Origin of the sequence: Stutzerimonas stutzeri, assembly GCF_000952685.1 — a bacterium.
GTDB lineage: Bacteria > Pseudomonadota > Gammaproteobacteria > Pseudomonadales > Pseudomonadaceae > Stutzerimonas > Stutzerimonas stutzeri_E.
This window is the reverse complement of the sequence record NZ_JYHV01000011.1, coordinates 142964-162599: the sequence shown is the minus strand read 5'-3', so window position 1 is coordinate 162599 and position 19636 is coordinate 142964. Positions and strand designations below refer to the sequence as shown.

The 19636-nt window shown below is 59.9% G+C and carries 17 protein-coding genes and 2 tRNA genes; 2 read left to right on the top strand and 17 right to left on the bottom strand.

The window, feature by feature from the left end:
* Window positions 1-20: 20 nt before the first annotated feature.
* The 9 genes from rimP to rlmE form a co-directional block, all read right to left on the bottom strand.
* Window positions 21-479: a ribosome maturation factor RimP gene (gene rimP / locus UF78_RS04605; protein ID WP_025240595.1), complete on the bottom strand. Its 459-nt coding sequence runs from the start codon at window positions 477-479 to the stop codon at window positions 21-23.
* A 128-nt stretch (window positions 480-607) separates the two neighbouring features.
* Window positions 608-684: transfer RNA gene (locus tag UF78_RS04600), tRNA-Met, on the bottom strand.
* A gap of 91 nt (window positions 685-775) precedes the next feature.
* Window positions 776-861 (bottom strand) — tRNA-Leu (locus UF78_RS04595).
* Window positions 862-871: 10 nt separating this feature from the next.
* Window positions 872-1255, bottom strand: a complete 384-nt coding sequence (gene secG, locus UF78_RS04590) for a preprotein translocase subunit SecG (RefSeq protein ID WP_045160857.1) — start codon at window positions 1253-1255, stop codon at window positions 872-874.
* A gap of 4 nt (window positions 1256-1259) precedes the next feature.
* Window positions 1260-2015, bottom strand: a complete 756-nt coding sequence (tpiA, locus tag UF78_RS04585) for a triose-phosphate isomerase (RefSeq protein WP_045160856.1) — start codon at window positions 2013-2015, stop codon at window positions 1260-1262.
* A gap of 66 nt (window positions 2016-2081) precedes the next feature.
* On the bottom strand, window positions 2082-3419 hold the full coding sequence (gene glmM / locus UF78_RS04580; RefSeq protein ID WP_045160855.1) for a phosphoglucosamine mutase: 1338 nt from the start codon (window positions 3417-3419) through the stop codon (window positions 2082-2084).
* Window positions 3420-3429: 10 nt separating this feature from the next.
* The gene (gene folP / locus UF78_RS04575; protein ID WP_045160854.1) at window positions 3430-4281 is read right to left on the bottom strand and encodes a dihydropteroate synthase; all 852 of its coding nucleotides are present in this window, start codon (window positions 4279-4281) and stop codon (window positions 3430-3432) included.
* A gap of 15 nt (window positions 4282-4296) precedes the next feature.
* Entirely contained in the window at window positions 4297-6207 is a 1911-nt protein-coding gene (gene ftsH / locus UF78_RS04570; RefSeq protein ID WP_045160853.1) for an ATP-dependent zinc metalloprotease FtsH, read from the bottom strand.
* 178 nt (window positions 6208-6385) lie between these two features.
* Window positions 6386-7036 carry a 23S rRNA (uridine(2552)-2'-O)-methyltransferase RlmE gene (gene rlmE, locus UF78_RS04565; RefSeq protein ID WP_045160852.1) on the bottom strand — a complete coding sequence of 217 codons (651 nt, stop codon included), beginning with the start codon at window positions 7034-7036 and terminating at the stop codon, window positions 6386-6388.
* 82 nt (window positions 7037-7118) lie between these two features.
* On the opposite strand from rlmE, the gene UF78_RS04560 reads away from it, so the two are divergent.
* Window positions 7119-7430 (top strand): YhbY family RNA-binding protein, encoded by a 312-nt coding sequence (locus UF78_RS04560; protein WP_045160851.1) that lies wholly within the window; start codon window positions 7119-7121, stop codon window positions 7428-7430.
* Between the two features lie 19 nt (window positions 7431-7449).
* Here UF78_RS04560 and UF78_RS04555 read toward each other — a convergent pair whose 3' ends face one another.
* The 8 genes from UF78_RS04555 to grpE form a co-directional block, all read right to left on the bottom strand.
* Complete coding sequence (locus UF78_RS04555) at window positions 7450-7848, bottom strand: hypothetical protein (RefSeq protein WP_045160850.1); 399 nt, start codon at window positions 7846-7848, stop codon at window positions 7450-7452.
* Window positions 7849-7858: 10 nt separating this feature from the next.
* A complete protein-coding gene (greA, locus tag UF78_RS04550) occupies window positions 7859-8335 on the bottom strand; it encodes a transcription elongation factor GreA (protein WP_045160849.1) in 477 nt (158 codons plus the stop codon).
* Entirely contained in the window at window positions 8332-11553 is a 3222-nt protein-coding gene (carB, locus tag UF78_RS04545; RefSeq protein WP_045160848.1) for a carbamoyl-phosphate synthase large subunit, read from the bottom strand. The genes greA and carB overlap by 4 nt, the downstream gene beginning before the upstream one ends.
* Window positions 11554-11583: 30 nt before the next feature.
* On the bottom strand, window positions 11584-12732 hold the full coding sequence (gene carA / locus UF78_RS04540; RefSeq protein WP_045160847.1) for a glutamine-hydrolyzing carbamoyl-phosphate synthase small subunit: 1149 nt from the start codon (window positions 12730-12732) through the stop codon (window positions 11584-11586).
* Window positions 12733-12923: 191 nt separating this feature from the next.
* The gene (dapB, locus tag UF78_RS04535) at window positions 12924-13730 is read right to left on the bottom strand and encodes a 4-hydroxy-tetrahydrodipicolinate reductase (protein ID WP_045160846.1); all 807 of its coding nucleotides are present in this window, start codon (window positions 13728-13730) and stop codon (window positions 12924-12926) included.
* Between the two features lie 78 nt (window positions 13731-13808).
* Window positions 13809-14939, bottom strand: a complete 1131-nt coding sequence (dnaJ, locus tag UF78_RS04530) for a molecular chaperone DnaJ (protein ID WP_045160845.1) — start codon at window positions 14937-14939, stop codon at window positions 13809-13811.
* Window positions 14940-15109: 170 nt separating this feature from the next.
* Entirely contained in the window at window positions 15110-17023 is a 1914-nt protein-coding gene (gene dnaK / locus UF78_RS04525) for a molecular chaperone DnaK (protein WP_045160844.1), read from the bottom strand.
* Between the two features lie 95 nt (window positions 17024-17118).
* Window positions 17119-17688: a nucleotide exchange factor GrpE gene (grpE, locus tag UF78_RS04520; protein WP_045160843.1), complete on the bottom strand. Its 570-nt coding sequence runs from the start codon at window positions 17686-17688 to the stop codon at window positions 17119-17121.
* A 223-nt stretch (window positions 17689-17911) separates the two neighbouring features.
* Between grpE and recN the strand changes: the two genes are divergently transcribed.
* On the top strand, window positions 17912-19588 hold the full coding sequence (gene recN / locus UF78_RS04515; protein ID WP_045160842.1) for a DNA repair protein RecN: 1677 nt from the start codon (window positions 17912-17914) through the stop codon (window positions 19586-19588).
* Window positions 19589-19636 lie beyond the last annotated feature (48 nt).

The window sequence follows — 19636 nt, the reverse complement described above, 5'->3', positions numbered from 1 at the left end:
GGGTCCGCGGGATCCGCGATTCACTCAAAACGGGGAATTATGTTGGTCTTGTCGATCATGTCGATCGGCAACAGATATTCGTGATCATCGACCAGCACCACCACATCCTGCTCCTCGATCCCGCGCAGAAGACCCTGGAAATTGCGCCGCCCCTCGAAGGGCGAGCGCAGCTTTATTTTGACTTGTTCACCCACGTGCGCCGCATACTGTTCAAGCGTGAACAGCGGCCGATCCATACCAGGCGAGGACACCTCAAGGGTGTAATCGGAGCTGATCGGATCTTCGACGTCGAGCACACCGCTGAGTTGGCGGCTGACCTTTTCACAATCGTCGACAAGAATCCCGTTTGAATGATCGATATAGACCCTCAACAAGGAATGCCGACCCTGCGAAATGAATTCGATACCCCAGCATTGATAGCCGAGCGCCTCGACCACCGGGGCCAACAAGGCCTGCAACTGTTCTAGCTTGCTCGACATCGAAGTCCCTCGTGCATGCCGTAGAAATGAAAAATGGGCGAAACGCCCATCCCTGATGATCGCCTGTAGATGCCGGCGACCTGGCTTGAAGCTAATAAAAAGCCCCTCGACAGGGGCTTTTCATCAACTGGTTGCGGGGGCTGGATTTGAACCAACGACCTTCGGGTTATGAGCCCGACGAGCTACCAGACTGCTCCACCCCGCGTCAAACTGGGCACGAATTATACGACCGCACCTGAAATAGGTCAACCCAAACACTGAAAACAAGAAAGCCCGCATCTGCGGGCCTGCTTGTTTGGTACCGAGGAGGGGACTCGAACCCCTACAGCCTATGGCCACTACCACCTCAAGGTAGCGTGTCTACCAATTCCACCACCTCGGCAAAAACCTTTTTACTTCTGCTCTTGGACTTGAGGTACATCGTCTGCACCAGGTGCGGACGGAGTAGCTTCCAGAACAGGCACATCTTCAACTGCCGGCTTGCTAACCGGGACTTCCAGTACCGCTGGATCCGGTAGCCCCGCCTGCGACATCTGATCGGCTTGCCGCGTTGCGAAGAACGCCAACCCCAGACTCGTCACGAAAAAAACGCCGGCAAGTATAGCAGTAAACCGACTAAGAAAGGTAGCGGAACCTTGGCTTCCGAAAACAGTTGCCGAAGCACCCGAACCAAAAGAAGCCCCTGCATCCGCCCCTTTACCTTGCTGCAGCAACACCAGCGCAACCACACCAATGGCAACCAGCAGATGCACCACAATCACAACAGTCTGCAACATCTGATCAGTTCCCTGCGGCACGACAGATCGCACCGAAATCATTCGCGTTCAGAGAAGCCCCACCGATGAGCCCCCCATCGATATCAGCCATCCCGAAAAGCTCGGCGGCATTATCCGCCTTTACGCTGCCGCCATAGAGAAGACGCACACCATCGGCGATACGTTGATCTTCACGCGCCAACTGCCCTCGAATAGCCGCATGCACTTCCTGAGCTTGCTGTGGCGTAGCTGTAAGCCCGGTACCTATCGCCCAGACCGGCTCGTACGCCACAACCGCCCGCTCGAAAGCGGCAATTCCGGCATCAGCGACTATGCGAGCCAGCTGACGCCCCACCACTTCCAAAGTCTGCCCAGACTGACGCTGCTCAAGCGTCTCACCCAGACACAACACCGGAGTCATTCCACACTCCAATGCTGCAGAGAACTTCTTACTTACCACTTCATCACTTTCGCCCAGAATCAGGCGCCGCTCGGAATGGCCGACCAACACCCATCCGCAACCCGCATCAGCCAGCTGAGAGACAGACTCTTCGCCGGTCAAGGCGCCAAAGCCGGCCTGTACCGCGCAATCCTGAGCACCAACAGCGATCGCCTTGTCTTCCAGACCGCTCACGACCTGCACCAGATGCAAACAGGATGGAAACACGACCACTTCTACCGTGGCAGGAATTTCCTGTTGACGAAGCGCCTCGATCAGCTCTGCGACGCTGGCGCGGGTACCGTTCATTTTCCAGTTACCAGCTACCAGGGGGCGACGCATGCTTTACCTCGTCGGTCAAAGTGGGCGCAGATGGTACTCAACGAAAACAGACCTGGCAAGCGACAATCACGCACAAACTTCGGTAACCGCATTCGCCAGTTCTTCGGCATAACACCGAACCTGCTTTTCATCATCCCCTTCGACCATTACACGCACCAACGGCTCGGTTCCCGACTTGCGCAACAGCACCCGGCCACGACCCGCCATCCGCTCGGTGACGCTGTCACAGACCGCTTGAACCTGAGGGTGAGAAATAGGATCTCGATCACCGGCGAAGCGCACATTGATCAACACCTGTGGGCATTTATTCCAGGCCAGTCGCTCCTGCGCAAGATTCTGCCCACGACGTCTCAATGCGAGTACGACCTGTAGCGCCGCGATGATCGCATCCCCGGTTGTCACATGCTGTGCACAGACGATATGCCCTGAATTCTCCCCCCCGAGCACCCAGTCACGCTCGAGCATTTCCGCCATCACGTAGCGATCACCCACCTTAGCGCGAACGAAAGGGATATCACGCGCTTTGAGCGCCAGCTCAAGGCCAAGATTACTCATCAGAGTGCCAACCACCCCTCCCGCCAGGCGATCACGATCCTGCAGGTCGGTGGCGATGATGTAGAGCAACTCGTCACCGTCCACCTGAGCCCCGGTATGATCGACCATCATCACGCGATCGCCGTCCCCGTCGAAGGCGATCCCGAGGTCCGCACCATGCTCGATCACCGCCTTCTGCAGCTGCCCCACATGGGTCGATCCGACATCAGCATTGATATTCAGGCCGTCAGGCTGAGCGGCGATAACCACCACCTCTGCCCCAAGCTCGCGGAAGACACTGGGCGCAACTTTGTACGTGGCGCCGTGAGCGCAATCGAGCACGATCTTCATACCAGAGAAATCGGTACTGGTCGGCACGCTGCTCTTGCAGAATTCGATGTAACGGCCCGCTGCATCGTTGATACGCGATGCCTTACCGAGTTGCGCCGATTCCACCACAGACATCGGTGTATCGAGCAGCTCCTCAATCATCAGCTCGACTTCGTCCGGAAGTTTCGTTCCCCGGCCAGAGAAGAACTTGATGCCGTTGTCATGATGAGGATTATGCGAGGCGCTGATCACGATGCCCGCATCCGCGTGAAAGGTACGGGTCAGATAAGCGACAGCCGGAGTTGGCATGGGCCCGAGCAGCAACACGTCGGCGCCTGCGGCCGATAGCCCAGCCTGCAAAGCGGACTCGAACATATAGCCAGAGATACGGGTGTCCTTGCCGATCAGAATGCGGCATTTCCCATGCTTGCGGAACGCCATTCCGGCCGCCCATCCGAGTTTGAGCATGAAGTCCGGAGTGATCGGAAACTGCCCGACATGACCACGAATGCCGTCGGTTCCAAAATACTTTCTAGCCATGAAGAATTCCCTATTCTGCCGCCTGCACTGCAGCGATCATTCGAACCACATCAACCGTTTCAGCCACGTCATGCACACGCAGAATGCGCGCACCCTTGGCAACCGCCAACGCCGCAAGCGCGAGGCTGCCATGCAAGCGGTGCTCGACGTCGCGCCCAAGCGCCTGCCCAATCATGCTCTTTCGTGACACTCCGACCAGCAAAGGTCGCCCCAACGCATGCAGCTGCTCCATATGCTTGAACAAGCTGAGGTTATGCGAAAGGGTCTTTGCGAACCCAAACCCTGGATCGAGTACGATCCGCTCGACCGGAACCCCCGCAGCAACACAAATGTCCATGCGTTCGCGGAGAAACCTCAGCACTTCAGCGGTGACGTCCTCATAGCGAGGATCGTTCTGCATGTCAGCCGGCTCACCGCGCATATGCATCAAGCACACCGGAAGGCCACTGTCAGCCACCGCGTCCAGTGCTCCATCACGGGAGAGCGAACGCACGTCATTGATCAGCCCCGCGCCGAGACACGCGCTCTCGCGGATCACGGCAGGCGTCGAGGTGTCCACCGAGATGATTACATCAAGCTCGCGCGCAATCGCCTCAACCACCGGCGCCACTCGCTCAAGCTCCTCCAGAGGGGAGACGACGCGCGCACCAGGCCGCGTGGACTCGCCACCGATGTCGATCAGCGACGCGCCAGCAGCTGCCATCGCCTCTGCATGGCGCAGCGCCGCATCAACCCCGTTGTGCTGACCGCCATCGGAGAATGAATCGGGAGTGACGTTGAGAATACCCATGACATGTGGGCGGGATAAATCGAGAACCCGGCTGCCACAAGACAGCCGGGTTGGGTGCAACGATTCAGTCATCGAAACAGCCTTAGCTCAGTGCTCGCCAGCAGGACCACCAATCGGCGTCTGCGGGCGACCACCCTCAGGCTGCACCGGCGTTCCGGTAGGCCCCGAGCCGTCTTGCCAGTCGCGCGGCTCGCGGGGTGTACGGCCCGCCATGATGTCGTCGATCTGATCGGAGTCGATCGTTTCGTATTTCATCAGCGTTTCCGCCATCAGATCGAGCTTGTCACGGTTGTCGGCCAGGATCTGCTTGGCCGTACCGTAGCAGTGATCAATGATACTGCGGACTTCCTGGTCGATCAGTTTGGCGGTGTCGCCGGAGACGTTGGTGTGCTGGCTGCCGGCACTGCGCCCCAGAAAGACTTCTCCTTCTTCTTCGGCGTACATCAAAGGGCCGAGCTTTTCAGACAAACCCCACTTGGTGACCATGTTACGAGCCAGTTGCGTGGCACGCATGATGTCGTTCGACGCCCCTGTCGTAACCCCCTCGAAACCAAGAGTCATCTCCTCGGCGATACGACCACCGAACAGCGAGCAGATCTGGCTGATCAAGGCGCGCTTGGAAAGGCTGTAACGATCTTCTTCGGGAAGGAACATGGTGACACCGAGCGCCCGGCCACGCGGAATGATCGAAACCTTGTAGACAGGATCATGCTCCGGCACGACGCGCCCGACGATTGCGTGGCCCGCTTCGTGATACGCCGTGTTAAGGCGCTCCTTCTCGGACATGACCATCGACTTGCGCTCGGCGCCCATCATGATCTTGTCCTTGGCCAGCTCGAACTCTTTCATTTCGACCACACGCTTGCCTGCACGCGCGGCGAACAGCGAGGCTTCGTTTACCAGATTGGCTAGATCAGCACCGGAGAAACCGGGCGTGCCGCGAGCGATCAACGCCGGCTCGACGCTGTCACCAAGCGGAACCTTGCGCATATGAACTTTCAGAATCTGTTCGCGGCCACGGATATCCGGCAGCCCGACCACTACCTGCCGATCAAAGCGGCCGGGGCGCAGCAATGCGGGGTCGAGGACGTCCGGACGGTTGGTTGCGGCGATGACGATGATGCCGTCGTTCATTTCGAAACCGTCCATCTCCACGAGCAGCTGGTTGAGCGTTTGCTCGCGCTCGTCATGTCCGCCGCCGAGACCGGCGCCACGGTGACGACCGACCGCATCGATCTCATCGATAAAGATGATGCAGGGCGCGTGCTTCTTGGCCTGCTCGAACATGTCTCGTACACGGCTGGCACCCACACCAACGAACATCTCGACGAAGTCGGAGCCCGAAATGGTGAAGAAAGGAACCTTGGCTTCGCCAGCGACCGCCTTGGCCAGTAGCGTCTTACCGGTACCCGGCGAACCGACCATCAGCACACCGCGCGGGATGCGACCACCGAGGCGCTGAAACTTGCCCGGATCGCGCAGGAATTCGACCAGCTCGGTAACTTCTTCCTTGGCCTCATCACAACCAGCCACATCGGCGAAGGTGGTCTTGACCTGGTCTTCGGAAAGCAGGCGCGCCTTGCTCTTGCCGAAACTCATAGGCCCACCCTTGCCACCCGCACCACCCTGCATCTGGCGCATGAAGAACATGAAGACCGCGATGATGACCAGAATCGGGAAGCTGGCGACCAGCAACTGCGTCCAGATGCTCTGCTGCTCCGGCTGCTTGCCTTCGATCACCACGTCGTTGTTGATCAGGTCGCCGATCAGGCCATTGTCCTGAATCGCCGGACGGATCGTCTTGAAGGTCTCACCATCACTGCGTTTGCCGGTAATGACGTAACCATCGACGGTCACGCGCTCCACACGACCTTCTTTCACCTGCTCGATGAAATCCGAGTAATTGAGCGTCTGCGGCTCGGTCGGGCTGGAAAAGTTGTTCATCACCGTCACCAGGACAGCGGCAATGATCAACCACAGGATCAGGTTTTTTGCCATGTCGTTCAATTCACTACCCTCTAGAGCAGGCCTGTTGTCGGGAGCCTGCATGACGGCCGATGCTCGCTCTCGGCCTAACTTACTACACAACGTCGCTGAACGGGCAGCTTGGTCTGTAACCCGATATGAAACCAGCCCGTAATTCCGGCGGTAGGTACCTGCCTGGGTATCCTTACTACTAGGACCGCGGCGTATCCATCTCGTTGCCATCGCCACGATAGCCGCGGGCCAACAGGTACTGTTCGCGCGACCGATCCCGGGAAGACAAGGGTTTACGCATCTGGACCTTGTCGAAATTCTGCCGGACCTCCTTCAGGTAGGCGTCGAAGCCTTCGCCCTGGAAGATCTTGATCAGGAAATCGCCACCCGGGCGCAATACCCGCATGGCCAAATCCAAGGCCAGCTCGCAGAGAAACATCGCTCGCGCTTGGTCAGCTACCTTCACCCCACTCATATTGGGGGCCATATCTGAAATCACAAGGTCGACTTGCGTTTCCCCGATGGCTTGAAGAATTTCAGCAAACACCTCGTCCTCGGTGAAGTCACCCAACACGAAGGTCACATCGGCGATGCTATCCATCGGCAGAATGTCGGATGCGATCAGCCGCCCACGATCGCCGATCACTCGGCTGGTGACCTGAGACCACCCGCCCGGCGCAGCGCCGAGGTCGACCACGGTCATGCCTGGCCGAAGGATACGATCCTTCTCCTGAATCTCGAGCAGCTTGTAGCTTGCCCGGGACCGATAGCCGTCGCGCTGCGCCATCTTCACGTAAGGATCGTCGAAATGCTCTTTCAGCCAACGCGGGCTGGTCTTGGAACGTGCCAAGCTGATACCTCATCTGTGCGGCTCTGGGTGTGTCAGTTACACTAGCCGCCGTTTTCAAGGGTTCTGACGCAAGGGTCGAATTATGCCGCTCACCAATGAGCAGAAGAAGCAGTACAAATCCATCGGCCATCATCTGAAGCCGGTTTTGATCGTGTCCGAGAATGGCCTGACCGACGGGGTCCAGGCCGAACTGGAGCGCGCCTTGAGCGATCATGAACTGATCAAAGTACAACTGCGAATCACCGAGCGCGATGATCGTCGTGCGGTGACAGAAGAACTATGCAAGATCGGCCGCTGCGAACTGGTCCAGTCCATCGGCAAGATGGCATTGGTCTATCGCAAGAACCCGAATGTAAACAAGCAGCTGTCGAACGTGCATCGCTTTCAAGGCTGAGCCACTCTCGGGCTTGCCGCTATCGCTCCCGTCCGGGAGCGACTTGCAGCACCAGCATCAGCCCGCACAATCCAATCACCAAGTAGCTGAATACAAGCCAATAAGGTGATTCGACAACACCAGCCCGCACCACGAAATGACTCGCCGCAAGCAGCAGCACCGATAACAGCAACTGCCCACGCACGTCCCGCCAGAGGGCGCGAAAGCCGCTCAACTGGATCAACACGACCGCCTGAAGAACCACGCAGAACGCGGCAAAGCCTACCAACAATGGCCGCAGACTGGACGCGATCTCGTCAATCAACAGCGGTGCCAGGCCAATTTTCGCCAGCGCCGGCAGCATCACGAACTGTAGCAACCAGAGGCCGCCGACCCAGAACGTCTGGGCCAGCTGCCAACTGATGATTCCTGCGCGCATCGGTCGACGGTCAGATATGGCGAACCTCGACGATCTCGTATTCGACCACGCCGCTGGGCGTCCTTACCGTCACCACATCACCCTCTTCCTTTCCCACCAGCGCGCGAGCGATAGGGGAACTGACCGACAGTTTGCCGCGCTTGATGTCCGACTCGTCGTCACCGACGATCTGGTACGTCACGGTTTCATCCGTTTCGACGTTGGCGATATCCACGGTGGTGCCGAAAATCACCTTGCCGGTATGCGGAATACTCGCCACATCGATGACCTGGGCGTTCTGCAGACGCCCCTCGATGTCGCGAATGCGCGCTTCCACCATACCTTGCTGCTCACGGGCGGCATGGTATTCGGCATTTTCCTTGAGATCACCCAGCTCGCGCGCTTCGGCGATGGCCTGGGTGATCTGCGGGCGCAGTTCGGTTTTGAGATGCTTGAGCTCTTCTTCCAGGGCGCGCGCGCCCTGGACCGTCATGGGGTATTTAGTCATGCCTGGATTCCTGCATGGAGATCCTGCAGCCGGCGTACGGACTTCTCGGGACCGAACTTCAGCGCCTCACAGATCGCCTGACCACCAGCCAGGGTGGTGGTGCAGCAGATCTTGTGCTGCAGGGCGTTACGACGAATCGAGTAGGAGTCAGCGATGGACTGACGCCCCTCGGTGGTATTGATGATCAGGGTGACCTCGTCATTCTTGATCATGTCGACAACATGAGGACGACCTTCGGTCACCTTGTTCACGCGGCGCACCGGGAGGCCGGCAGCCTCGATGATCTTGGCCGTGCCGGCTGTGCCGACGACCTCGAAACCAAGCTCGATCAGGTCTCTCGCCACCTGGGCGACATGCGGCTTGTCGTCGTCACGTACGCTGATGAAGGCGCAACCGCTGTTCGGCAGGATTTCGCTGGCACCGAGCTGCGCCTTGGCGAAGGCCTCGGCGAAGCTGTCGCCAACGCCCATAACCTCGCCGGTCGATTTCATCTCCGGACCGAGGATCGGGTCGACGCCTGGGAACTTGGCGAACGGAAACACCGCTTCCTTGACACTGTAGAAGTTGGGGATGATTTCTTCAGTCAGTCCAACTTCGGTCAGCGTTTTGCCCGCCATGACGCGCGCTGCGATCATCGCCAGCGAAACGCCGATGCACTTGGACACGAAGGGAACGGTACGCGAGGCACGGGGGTTCACTTCGATGACGAAGATATCCTCCCCCTGCACGGCCATCTGCACGTTCATCAGGCCAACGACGCCCAACTCCAGCGCCATCTTCTTGACCTGGTCGCGTATCTCGTCCTGGATATGCGCCGGCAGCGAGTAAGGCGGCAGGGAGCACGCGGAATCACCGGAGTGCACGCCCGCCTGCTCAATGTGCTGCATGATCGCACCGATCACCACCTGCTCGCCGTCGCATACCGCGTCGATGTCGACTTCGATGGCGCAGTTGAGAAAGTGGTCGAGCAAGACCGGGCTGTCGTTGGACACCTTGACCGCCTCGCGCATGTAACGGCGCAGCTCTTCTTCCTGATAGACGATTTCCATCGCCCGGCCACCCAGCACGTAGGACGGGCGCACCACCAGCGGATAGCCGATGACCTTGGACGCGGCCAGGGCTTCCTCTTCGCTGCGCGCCGTCGCGTTCGGCGGCTGACGCAGGTTCAGGCGCTCGACCATCTGCTGGAAGCGCTCGCGGTCTTCGGCACGGTCGATAGCGTCGGGACTGGTCCCGATGATCGGCACGCCGGCCTCTTCCAGAGCTCGAGCCAGCTTCAGCGGAGTCTGGCCGCCGTACTGCACGATGACGCCCTTGGGCTGCTCGACCCGGACGATTTCCAGCACGTCTTCCAGAGTCACCGGCTCGAAATACAGGCGATCCGAGGTGTCATAGTCGGTGGAGACGGTTTCAGGGTTGCAGTTGACCATGATGGTCTCGTAACCGTCGTCACGCATCGCCAGGGCCGCATGCACGCAGCAGTAGTCGAACTCGATGCCTTGGCCGATGCGGTTCGGGCCACCGCCGAGGATCATGATCTTGTCGCGGCTCGACGGGTTGGCCTCGCATTCTTCCTCGTAGGTCGAATACATGTAGGCGGTGTCGGTAGCGAACTCGGCGGCACAGGTATCGACGCGCTTGTAGACCGGCAACACCTTGAGTTTGTGACGATGATTACGCAGATTCTTCTCGGTTACGCCGAGCAACTTGGCCAGGCGCGCATCGGAGAAGCCCTTGCGCTTGAGTTTGTACATGACGTCGCGATCGATATTGGACAGACCCATGGTCTTGATCCGCTCTTCGTCCTTGATCAGATCCTCGATCTGCACCAGGAACCACTCATCGATACGTGTCAGGTCGAAGACTTCGGCGACGCTTTTGCCAGCACGGAAGGCATCAGCCAGATACCAGATACGGTCCGCACCCGGCACGGTTAGCTCACGCTTGAGCGTGCTTTCGCTCTCCGGATCGGCCAGATCCAACTTCGGATCAAAGCCCGAAACACCTACTTCCAGGCCGCGCAGCGCTTTCTGTACGGATTCCTGGAAAGTGCGACCGATGGCCATAACTTCGCCAACGGACTTCATCTGAGTGGTCAGACGGGCATCCGCCTTGGGAAACTTCTCGAAGGCGAAACGCGGGATCTTGGTAACCACGTAGTCGATCGCCGGCTCGAAGGACGCCGGCGTGCGGCCGCCGGTGATGTCGTTCTGCAACTCGTCGAGGGTATAGCCGACTGCTAGCTTGGCTGCGATCTTGGCGATCGGGAAACCGGTGGCCTTGGAGGCCAGCGCCGAGGAACGCGACACACGCGGGTTCATCTCGATTACCACCATGCGCCCCGTATTCGGGCAGATGCCGAACTGCACGTTGGAGCCGCCGGTTTCCACGCCGATCTCGCGCAGCACCGCCAGGGACGCATTACGCAGGATCTGGTATTCCTTGTCGGTCAGAGTCTGGGCAGGAGCAACGGTAATGGAGTCACCGGTGTGCACACCCATAGGGTCGAAGTTCTCGATGGCGCAGACGATGATGCAGTTGTCCTTCTTGTCGCGGACCACCTCCATCTCGTATTCCTTCCAGCCGATCAGCGATTCGTCGATCAGCAGCTCGCTGGTCGGCGACAGGTCGAGGCCGCGGGCGCAGATTTCCTCGAACTCTTCACGGTTGTAGGCGATACCGCCACCGGTTCCACCCATGGTGAAAGACGGGCGGATGATGCAGGGAAAACCGACCTTCTCCAATACGCCGTAGGCTTCGTCCATGTTGTGCGCGATGCCTGAAACCGGGCACGCCAAACCGATGTTCTTCATCGCCTTGTCGAAGCGCGAACGGTCCTCTGCCTTGTCAATGGTGTCGGCGTTGGCACCGATCATCTCGACACCGAACTTCTCGAGCACGCCATGCTTTTCCAGGTCCAGAGCGCAGTTCAGCGCCGTCTGGCCGCCCATGGTCGGCAGCAGCGCATCGGGGCGCTCCTTCTCGATGATCTTGGCCACGGTGGCCCACTTGATCGGCTCGATGTAGGTAGCGTCAGCCATGGCCGGGTCGGTCATGATGGTGGCCGGATTGGAGTTCACCAGAATGACGCGGAATCCCTCCTCGCGCAGCGCCTTGCAGGCCTGAGCACCGGAGTAGTCGAACTCGCAGGCTTGGCCGATGACAATGGGCCCGGCGCCGAGGATCAGGATGCTTTTGATATCTGTACGTTTTGGCATGGTCTCTCTCGAATTCTGTGCTCGGCGGGCTTAGCGGCGCTTGGCCATGGCATCGATGAAGCGGTCGAACAGCGGCGCCACGTCATGCGGGCCGGGACTTGCCTCGGGGTGACCCTGGAAGCTGAAGGCGACCTTGTCGGTTCGCTCGATGCCTTGCAGGGTGCCATCGAACAGCGACTTATGCGTAGCACGCACATTGGCCGGCAGGCTCGCTTCGTCCACGGCAAAGCCATGGTTCTGACTGGTGATCATCACCACACCGGTCTTCAGATCCTGAACCGGGTGGTTCGCACCGTGGTGACCGTTGGGCATCTTCACGGTCTTGGCACCGGAAGCGAGCGCCAGCAACTGATGGCCGAGGCAAATGCCAAACACCGGAATGTCGGTTTCGAGCACTTCTTGTATCGCCTTGATCGCGTAGTCGCATGGCTCAGGGTCACCCGGGCCGTTGGCCAGGAAGATACCGTCCGGGTTCAGCGCCAAGGCCTCGCTGGCGGGCGTCTGCGCCGGCAATACGGTAACGCGGCAGCCACGCGCGACCAGCATGCGCAGAATGTTGTATTTAACGCCATAGTCGAAGGCAACGACGTGGTAGGGCAGCTCGTTAGCCGGGATCTCGGCATGGCCGTCATCTTTCAGGTTCCAGACCGTTGAGCGCCATTCGTAGCGCTCCTTGACGCTGACTTCCTTGGCCAGGTCCATGCCCTTGAGCCCCGGGAAGCTGCGCGCCAGTTCCAACGCCTTTTCTTCGGTAGCGTCGGCACCTGCCAGAATACAGCCGTCTTGGGCACCCTTCTCGCGGAGGATACGAGTCAGGCGACGAGTATCGATGCCAGCTATGGCAACGGTACCGTTGGCCTTGAGATAGTCGGGAAGTGACTGCTTGTCGCGCCAGTTGCTCGGGATCAGTGGCAGGTCGCGGATAACGAGCCCCGCGGCCCATACCTTCCAGGACTCCGCATCCTCCGGCGTCGTACCGGTGTTACCGACGTGCGGGTAGGTCAGGGTGACGATTTGCTTGGCATAGGAAGGATCGGTGAGGATTTCCTGATAGCCGGTCATGGCGGTGTTGAACACCACCTCACCGATAGTCTGGCCGTCGGCGCCGATGGATTCGCCGCGAAAGATACTGCCATCGGCAAGGGCCAAAATGGCTGGCGCAAGGGCTGGCTTAGTCAAGAGACCTCCCAAAGATCAAGGCTGAAGCAGGCGCAGATTGTAAAAAAGCGGGATGACGTGTGAAGGTCATCCCGCTTTTTATTTGAGTCATTTCTGCGCAACTTTTAGTGGACACACTAAAACGGGAAGCTTACAGAAAACGCCTTTTCAGGTCTAGCCGAAATCAGCCCGAACGCCAAGCGGCAGCTGTTTCAACGCAGCCCAAGCACGTCCTGCATGTCATACAGCCCGGCTGGCTGTTGCTCCAGCCACAGGGCGGCGCGCACCGCGCCGCGGGCGAATGTCATGCGACTGGACGCCTTGTGCGTGATCTCGACGCGCTCACCTTCGGCAGCGAACAGCACTGTATGGTCACCGACCACATCCCCCGCACGGACGGTAGCGAAGCCAATGGTGTCGCGCGCGCGCGCGCCGGTTTGCCCCTCGCGACCATATACCGCCACCTTCTGCAGATCACGCCCGAGTGCTTCGGCGACCACCTCGCCCATGCGCAGCGCCGTGCCGGACGGGGCGTCGACCTTGTGCCGGTGATGCGCCTCGATGATCTCGATATCCACCTCATCGCCGAGCACCCGCGCCGCCGTGTCCAGCAACTTCAGACAGAGGTTGACCCCGACGCTGAAGTTGGCAGCGAACACGATCGGAATTTCCTTCGCCGCCGCCGCCAGCTTCTCCTTCTCCTCAACCGAGAAGCCGGTCGTGCCGATCACCATCGCCTTGCCCGCCCGGCGACACACGTCTAGGTTTTTCAGCGTCACCGAAGGATGAGTGAAGTCGATCAGCACATCGAACTCTTCCGCCACCTTTGCCGCGTCACCGATCAGCGGGACGCCCAGGCGGCCGATGCCTGCCAGCTCCCCCGCATCGGCGCCGACCAAGGTACTGTCGGGCCGATCGATCGCCGCGGTAAGACCCGCGGCTCCGCCGGTCTGCTGAACAGCCTCGACCAGGGTCTTGCCCATGCGCCCAGCGGCGCCCATCACTGCTATACGTCGCATAGAAACCGCTCCAAGCTGCCAGCCACATGCTGCAGCGACCGCTTTCGACAAGCCCGCCGACCGCAGCCTGCCGCTGAGTTAAAGATCGCCGAAAAAGCGCTTCATGCCCTCGAACCAGCCACTGGCCTTGGGTGAATGGGAGCTGTCGCTCTGCAGCGTCTTGCGGAACTCATCGAGCAGCTCGCGCTGACGCTTACCCAGGTTGACCGGCGTTTCCACCGCGACACGACACAGCAGATCACCGGCGGCACCGCCACGAACCGGAGCGACACCCTTACCACGCAAGCGGAACTGTTTGCCGGTCTGGGTCCCTTCGGGAATCTTCAGCTTGACCCGACCATCCAGCGTCGGCACCTCCAACTCACCCCCGAGCGCCGCGTCAGCAAAACTGATCGGTACCTCGCAGTACAGGTGCTTGCCGTCGCGCTGGAAGATCGGATGCTCGCGCACGTTGACCACGACATAGAGGTCGCCTGCCGGGCCACCCTGCGCGCCCGCCTCGCCTTCGCCGGTCAAACGAATACGGTCGCCCGTGTCGACGCCTGGCGGCACTTTTACAGACAAGGTTTTCTGCTCTTCCACGCGCCCCTGGCCATGACAGCTGCCGCAGGGATCCGAGATCATCTTGCCGCTGCCATGACAGCGCGGGCAGGTCTGCTGTACGGAGAAGAAGCCCTGCTGCATGCGCACCTGGCCGATCCCGCCACAGGTAGTACAGGTGACCGGACTGGTGCCTTTCTTCGCGCCCGAACCATCGCAAGTCTTGCACTCGACCAGCGTCGGCACGCGAATGGTCACCGTGGTGCCACGCACAGCCTCTTCCAGATCCAACTCCAGCGTGTAACGCAGATCGCTGCCGCGCTGAGCACCGCCGCGTGAACTGCCGCGCGCGCCGGTGAAGAAATCGCTAAAGACATCACCGAAGATGTCGGAGAAGTTAGCACCGCCATAGCCTGCACCACCGGCACCCGCCCCCATCTGCGGATCGACGCCGGCATGGCCGTACTGATCGTAGGCCTGACGCTTGCTCGCGTCGGACAGCACTTCGTAAGCCTCGTTGGCTTCCTTGAACGCGTCTTCGGCGGCTTTGTCTCCGGGGTTACGGTCCGGATGGTGCTTCATCGCGAGGCGACGATAAGCCTTTTTCAGCTCCGCCTCGCTGGCGCCACGCTCGACACCCAGCACTTCGTAATAGTCACGTTTGGCCATAAATATCCTGAACCTTCAATTCGTACCCTCCAGACACGCCGACGCGGGAGCAAGCCCCCGCGCGGCGATCACCCCCGTCGCGGCATCACCGCATCGGGTTGGAGCGAAAGGCAGCGGCCATAATCGCGGTCGCTGCTTTGCCCCAGGTCATGGAGGTCATAAGCCGCAGCTTACTTGTTGTCCTTGACCTCTTCGAACTCGGCGTCGACCACGTCGTCACCGGACTGCGCGTTGTCGCCCGTCTGGGCGCCTTCGCCACCCTGAGGCTGCTCGGCGTACATCTTCTGCGCCAACGGCGTGGAGGCCTGAGAGACCGCTGCGATCTTGGCTTCGATCTCAGCCTTGTCGTCGCCCTTGATGGCCACTTCCAGTTCGCCGATAGCCTTCTCGATGCTGGCCTTATCTTCCTCAGTGGCCTTGTCGCCAGCCTCGGTCAGCATTTTGCGGGTCGCATGGACCAGCTGATCACCCTGGTTACGCGCGGTGACCAGCTCTTCGAACTTGCGGTCTTCCTCGGCGTTGGCCTCGGCGTCACGCACCATCTGCTCGATTTCTTCCTCGGACAGACCCGAGTTGGCCTTGATCACGATGGACTGATGCTTGCCGGTGGCCTTGTCCTTCGCCGACACGTGCAGAATGCCGTTGGCGTCGATGTCGAAGGTGACCTCGATCTGCGGCACACCGCGTGGCGCAGGCGGGATCTCGGCCAGATCGAAGCGACCCAGCGACTTGTTCTGCGCCGCCTGCTTGCGCTCACCTTGCAGTACGTGGATGGTCACCGCGCTCTGGTTGTCGTCCGCAGTGGAGAACACCTGCGACTTCTTGGTCGGAATGGTGGTGTTCTTCTCGATCAGCGCAGTCATCACGCCGCCCATGGTTTCGATACCCAGCGTCAGCGGGGAGACGTCAAGCAGCAGTACGTCCTTCACATCACCGGCCAGAACGGCGCCTTGGATAGCAGCACCCATGGCAACCGCCTCGTCCGGGTTCACGTCCTTGCGCGCTTCCTTGCCGAAGAACTCGGCGACCTTCTGCTGCACCAGCGGCATGCGGGTCTGACCGCCGACCAGGATCACGTCGTCAATCTTGGACACGTCGATACCGGCGTCCTTCATGGCCATGCGGCACGGCTCGATGGTGCGCTGCACCAGATCCTCGACCAGAGCTTCCAGCTTGGCACGGGAGATCTTCACGTTCAGGTGCTTCGGACCGGTCGAGTCTGCAGTGATATACGGCAGGTTGACGTCGGTCTGCTGGCTCGAGGACAGCTCGATCTTGGCCTTCTCGGCAGCTTCCTTCAGGCGCTGCATGGCCAGCGGATCGCCCTTGAGGTTCATGCCGGTTTCTTTTTTGAATTCGTCGACGAGGTAGTCGATCAGGCGGATATCGAAGTCCTCACCACCGAGGAAGGTGTCGCCGTTGGTAGCTAACACTTCGAACTGGTGCTCGCCATCGACTTCGGCAATTTCGATTACCGATACGTCGAAGGTACCGCCGCCCAGGTCATAGACGATCACGGTATGGTCGCCCTTGGCCTTGTCCATGCCGTAGGCCAGCGCAGCGGCAGTTGGCTCGTTGATGATGCGCTTGACGTCCAGACCGGCGATACGACCGGCGTCCTTGGTGGCCTGACGCTGGCTGTCGTTGAAGTAGGCCGGAACGGTGATCACCGCTTCGGTCACTGGCTCGCCGAGATAGTCTTCGGCGGTCTTCTTCATCTTCTTCAGGATCTCGGCAGAGATTTGCGGTGGCGCCATTTTCTGGCCGCTGACTTCTACCCAGGCGTCATTGTTGTCTGCCTTGACGATCTTGTAAGGGACCATCTGGATGTCTTTCTGCACGACGTCTTCATCGAAACGACGGCCAATCAGTCGCTTCACCGCGTACAGAGTGTTGTGCGGGTTGGTCACGGCCTGACGCTTGGCCGACTGGCCAACCAAAATTTCGCCATCATTGGCGTAGGCGATGATCGACGGGGTGGTGCGGCCGCCTTCGGCGTTCTCGATCACCTTGGCCTTGCCGTTTTCCAGAATGGAGACGCAGGAGTTGGTCGTTCCCAGGTCGATACCGATAATTTTGCCCATATGCTTCTCTCCGAACTTTGATTGATCCGCGCCTGCTTACCGGCTGCGGTAACACAAAAACGCTTGGCTACCAGATGGGGGTCGGCCGCCGAAATTCAAGCCTTCTCGTCGATCGAAGGCGGTGTTTCTGCCGGCGCCTTACTGACGACGACCATTGCGGGGCGCAACAGGCGGCCGTTGAGCAGATACCCCTTCTGGAACACCTTGAGCACGCTGCCCGGCTCGGCATGGGTGCTTTCTTCCATTGCCATCGCCTGGTGATGCTCGGGATTGAAGGGTTCGCCCTGAGGATCGACCGGCACCAACTGATGGCGCGCCAGGGTGTCGAGCAACAGCTTGAGCGTCAGCTCGACGCCTTCGCGCATTGGCTTGACGGCCTCGTCATCCGGATTCGACAGTTCCAGCCCGCGCTCCAGGCTGTCAGCGACGGCCAGCAGGTCACCAGCGAACTTCTCGAGGGCGAACTTGTGCGCCTTTTCCACGTCCTGTTCGGCGCGGCGACGAATGTTCTGCAGCTCAGCGGCGACACGCAGAGACTGGTCCTGGGCCGCTGCGAGCTGCTCCTCAAGGGATTGCACCCGAGCAGCCAGGTCTTCGGCAACTTCGGTTTGTGCGCTTTCATTCTCTTCGGGGGTCTGGTTTTCCAGGTTCTGCTCGTCGGCCATGCGGTCCTCCTCATCAACACTTCAGCGAGCGGTCAGCTCGCGCTTGTGCGGCTATATGGGGGCGGCGAAGCAGGCTTCAAGGGCGACAATGAGATCAGCCCCTCAGAACGAATACCATCGATCTGCCAGTGCGCTTTGTTTACATACCAGCCATGTCGAGACGCTTGTGAGGTCAATCAAAATAACTGTATAAATACCCAGTCATCGAGTGGGAGTTCTTGCCATGCTGGTTCATCTGTCCGTTCAAAACTATGCCATCGTCGAACACCTCGACCTCGAGCTGAAGCGAGGCATGAGCGTGATCAGTGGCGAAACCGGGGCCGGAAAATCAATCATGCTCGACGCCTTGGGGCTGACGCTGGGCGACCGCGCCGATAGCAGTGTTGTGCGTATTGGCGCTGACAAGGCCGATATCCTCGCCAGTTTCGATCTCGATGACATCCCGGATGCACGCGCCTGGCTGGCCGAGCGCGATCTCGACTCCGATGGTCCCTGCATTCTCCGTCGCGTAATCACCGCCGAAGGCCGCTCGCGCGGCTATATCAATGGCACACCCTGCCCGCAAGGCGACTTGAAGGCACTGGGTGATTTGCTGATCGATATCCATAGCCAGCATGAGCATCAGTCGCTGCTCAAGCTCGACACCCACCGACGCCTGCTCGATGAATACGGCGGCTGCCAGGACCTGGCCCGCCAGGTGCAAATGGCCGCGCAGCGCTGGCGCCAGACCCGACAGACGCTTGAGCGACTGAGCAACAGCAGCGATGAGCAGCGCGCACGCCATCAGCTCCTGAGCTATCAGCTCGAAGAGCTGGAAACCCTGGCGCTTGGCGAAGAAGAGCTGGAGCAACTGGAAAGCGAGCATAAGAATCTCGCCAACGCTGAGCACCTGCTCGGCGCTTGCCGCCAGGTTATCGACCTGTGCAGCGAGAGCGATGCAGGTAACGTGTTATCGGCACTGACCTCGAGCCTGCAGCGCCTCACCGGATTCCAGAACCAGCCCGGAGCGCTTGGCGAAGCGGTCAACCTGCTTTCCAGCGCGCAGATCCAGGTGGAAGAAGCGGTTGGCGAACTGAACCGTTTCCTCGACCACTTCGACTCCGATCCGCAGCGTCAACAGGCGCTGGAAGAACGCCTGGACAGCATCTATACCCTGGCGCGCAAACACCGAGTGCAGCCACAGGAGCTTCCAACACTGCAACAGAGCCTGTTCGAAGAACTGGAAAGCTTGAATGCAGACGACGATGCTCTGGAGCAGCTGAGTGAAGAGCTTGAAGCCTATACGCGCCACTATCAGGAAAAAGCTGGAGAGCTGAGCAGCGCTCGCCAGCAAGCGGCCGAATCCCTTGCCACCGCAGTCGAAGCAGAGATACAGCGGCTGGGCATGCCTGGCGGCAAGTTCAGCGTGGTACTCAAACCCTCATCGGCTGGCGATCTTATGCCGCACGGGCTGGAACAGGTGGAGTTTCTCGTCAGCGCCAACCCGGGGCAACCACTGCGCCCGTTGGCGAAGGTCGCGTCCGGCGGTGAATTGTCGCGTATCAGCCTGGCGATCCAGGTCATCACAGCGCAGACCTCGCGAACACCGACACTGGTATTCGACGAGGTGGATGTTGGCATTGGCGGGCCGACGGCCGAAGTGGTCGGACAGTTGCTGCGCCGTCTCGGTGAGCGGGGCCAGGTGCTTACCGTGACTCACCTGCCCCAAGTGGCCGCGCAGGGGCATCACCATTTATTCGTGCACAAAGCACGCGGCAGTGACGAGACGCACACGGCAGTGGCAGCCCTGGAAGGAGGCGAACGGGTAGAAGAAATCGCCCGGATGCTCGGCGGCGTCGATCTGACTGAGCAAGCCCTGGCCCACGCTAGACAGATGATAGGCTCGGCCCAGACTTCTTAAGCAGGCAAAAAAGGCGACCCGTGGGTCGCCTTTTTGTTTCGGTGCCGA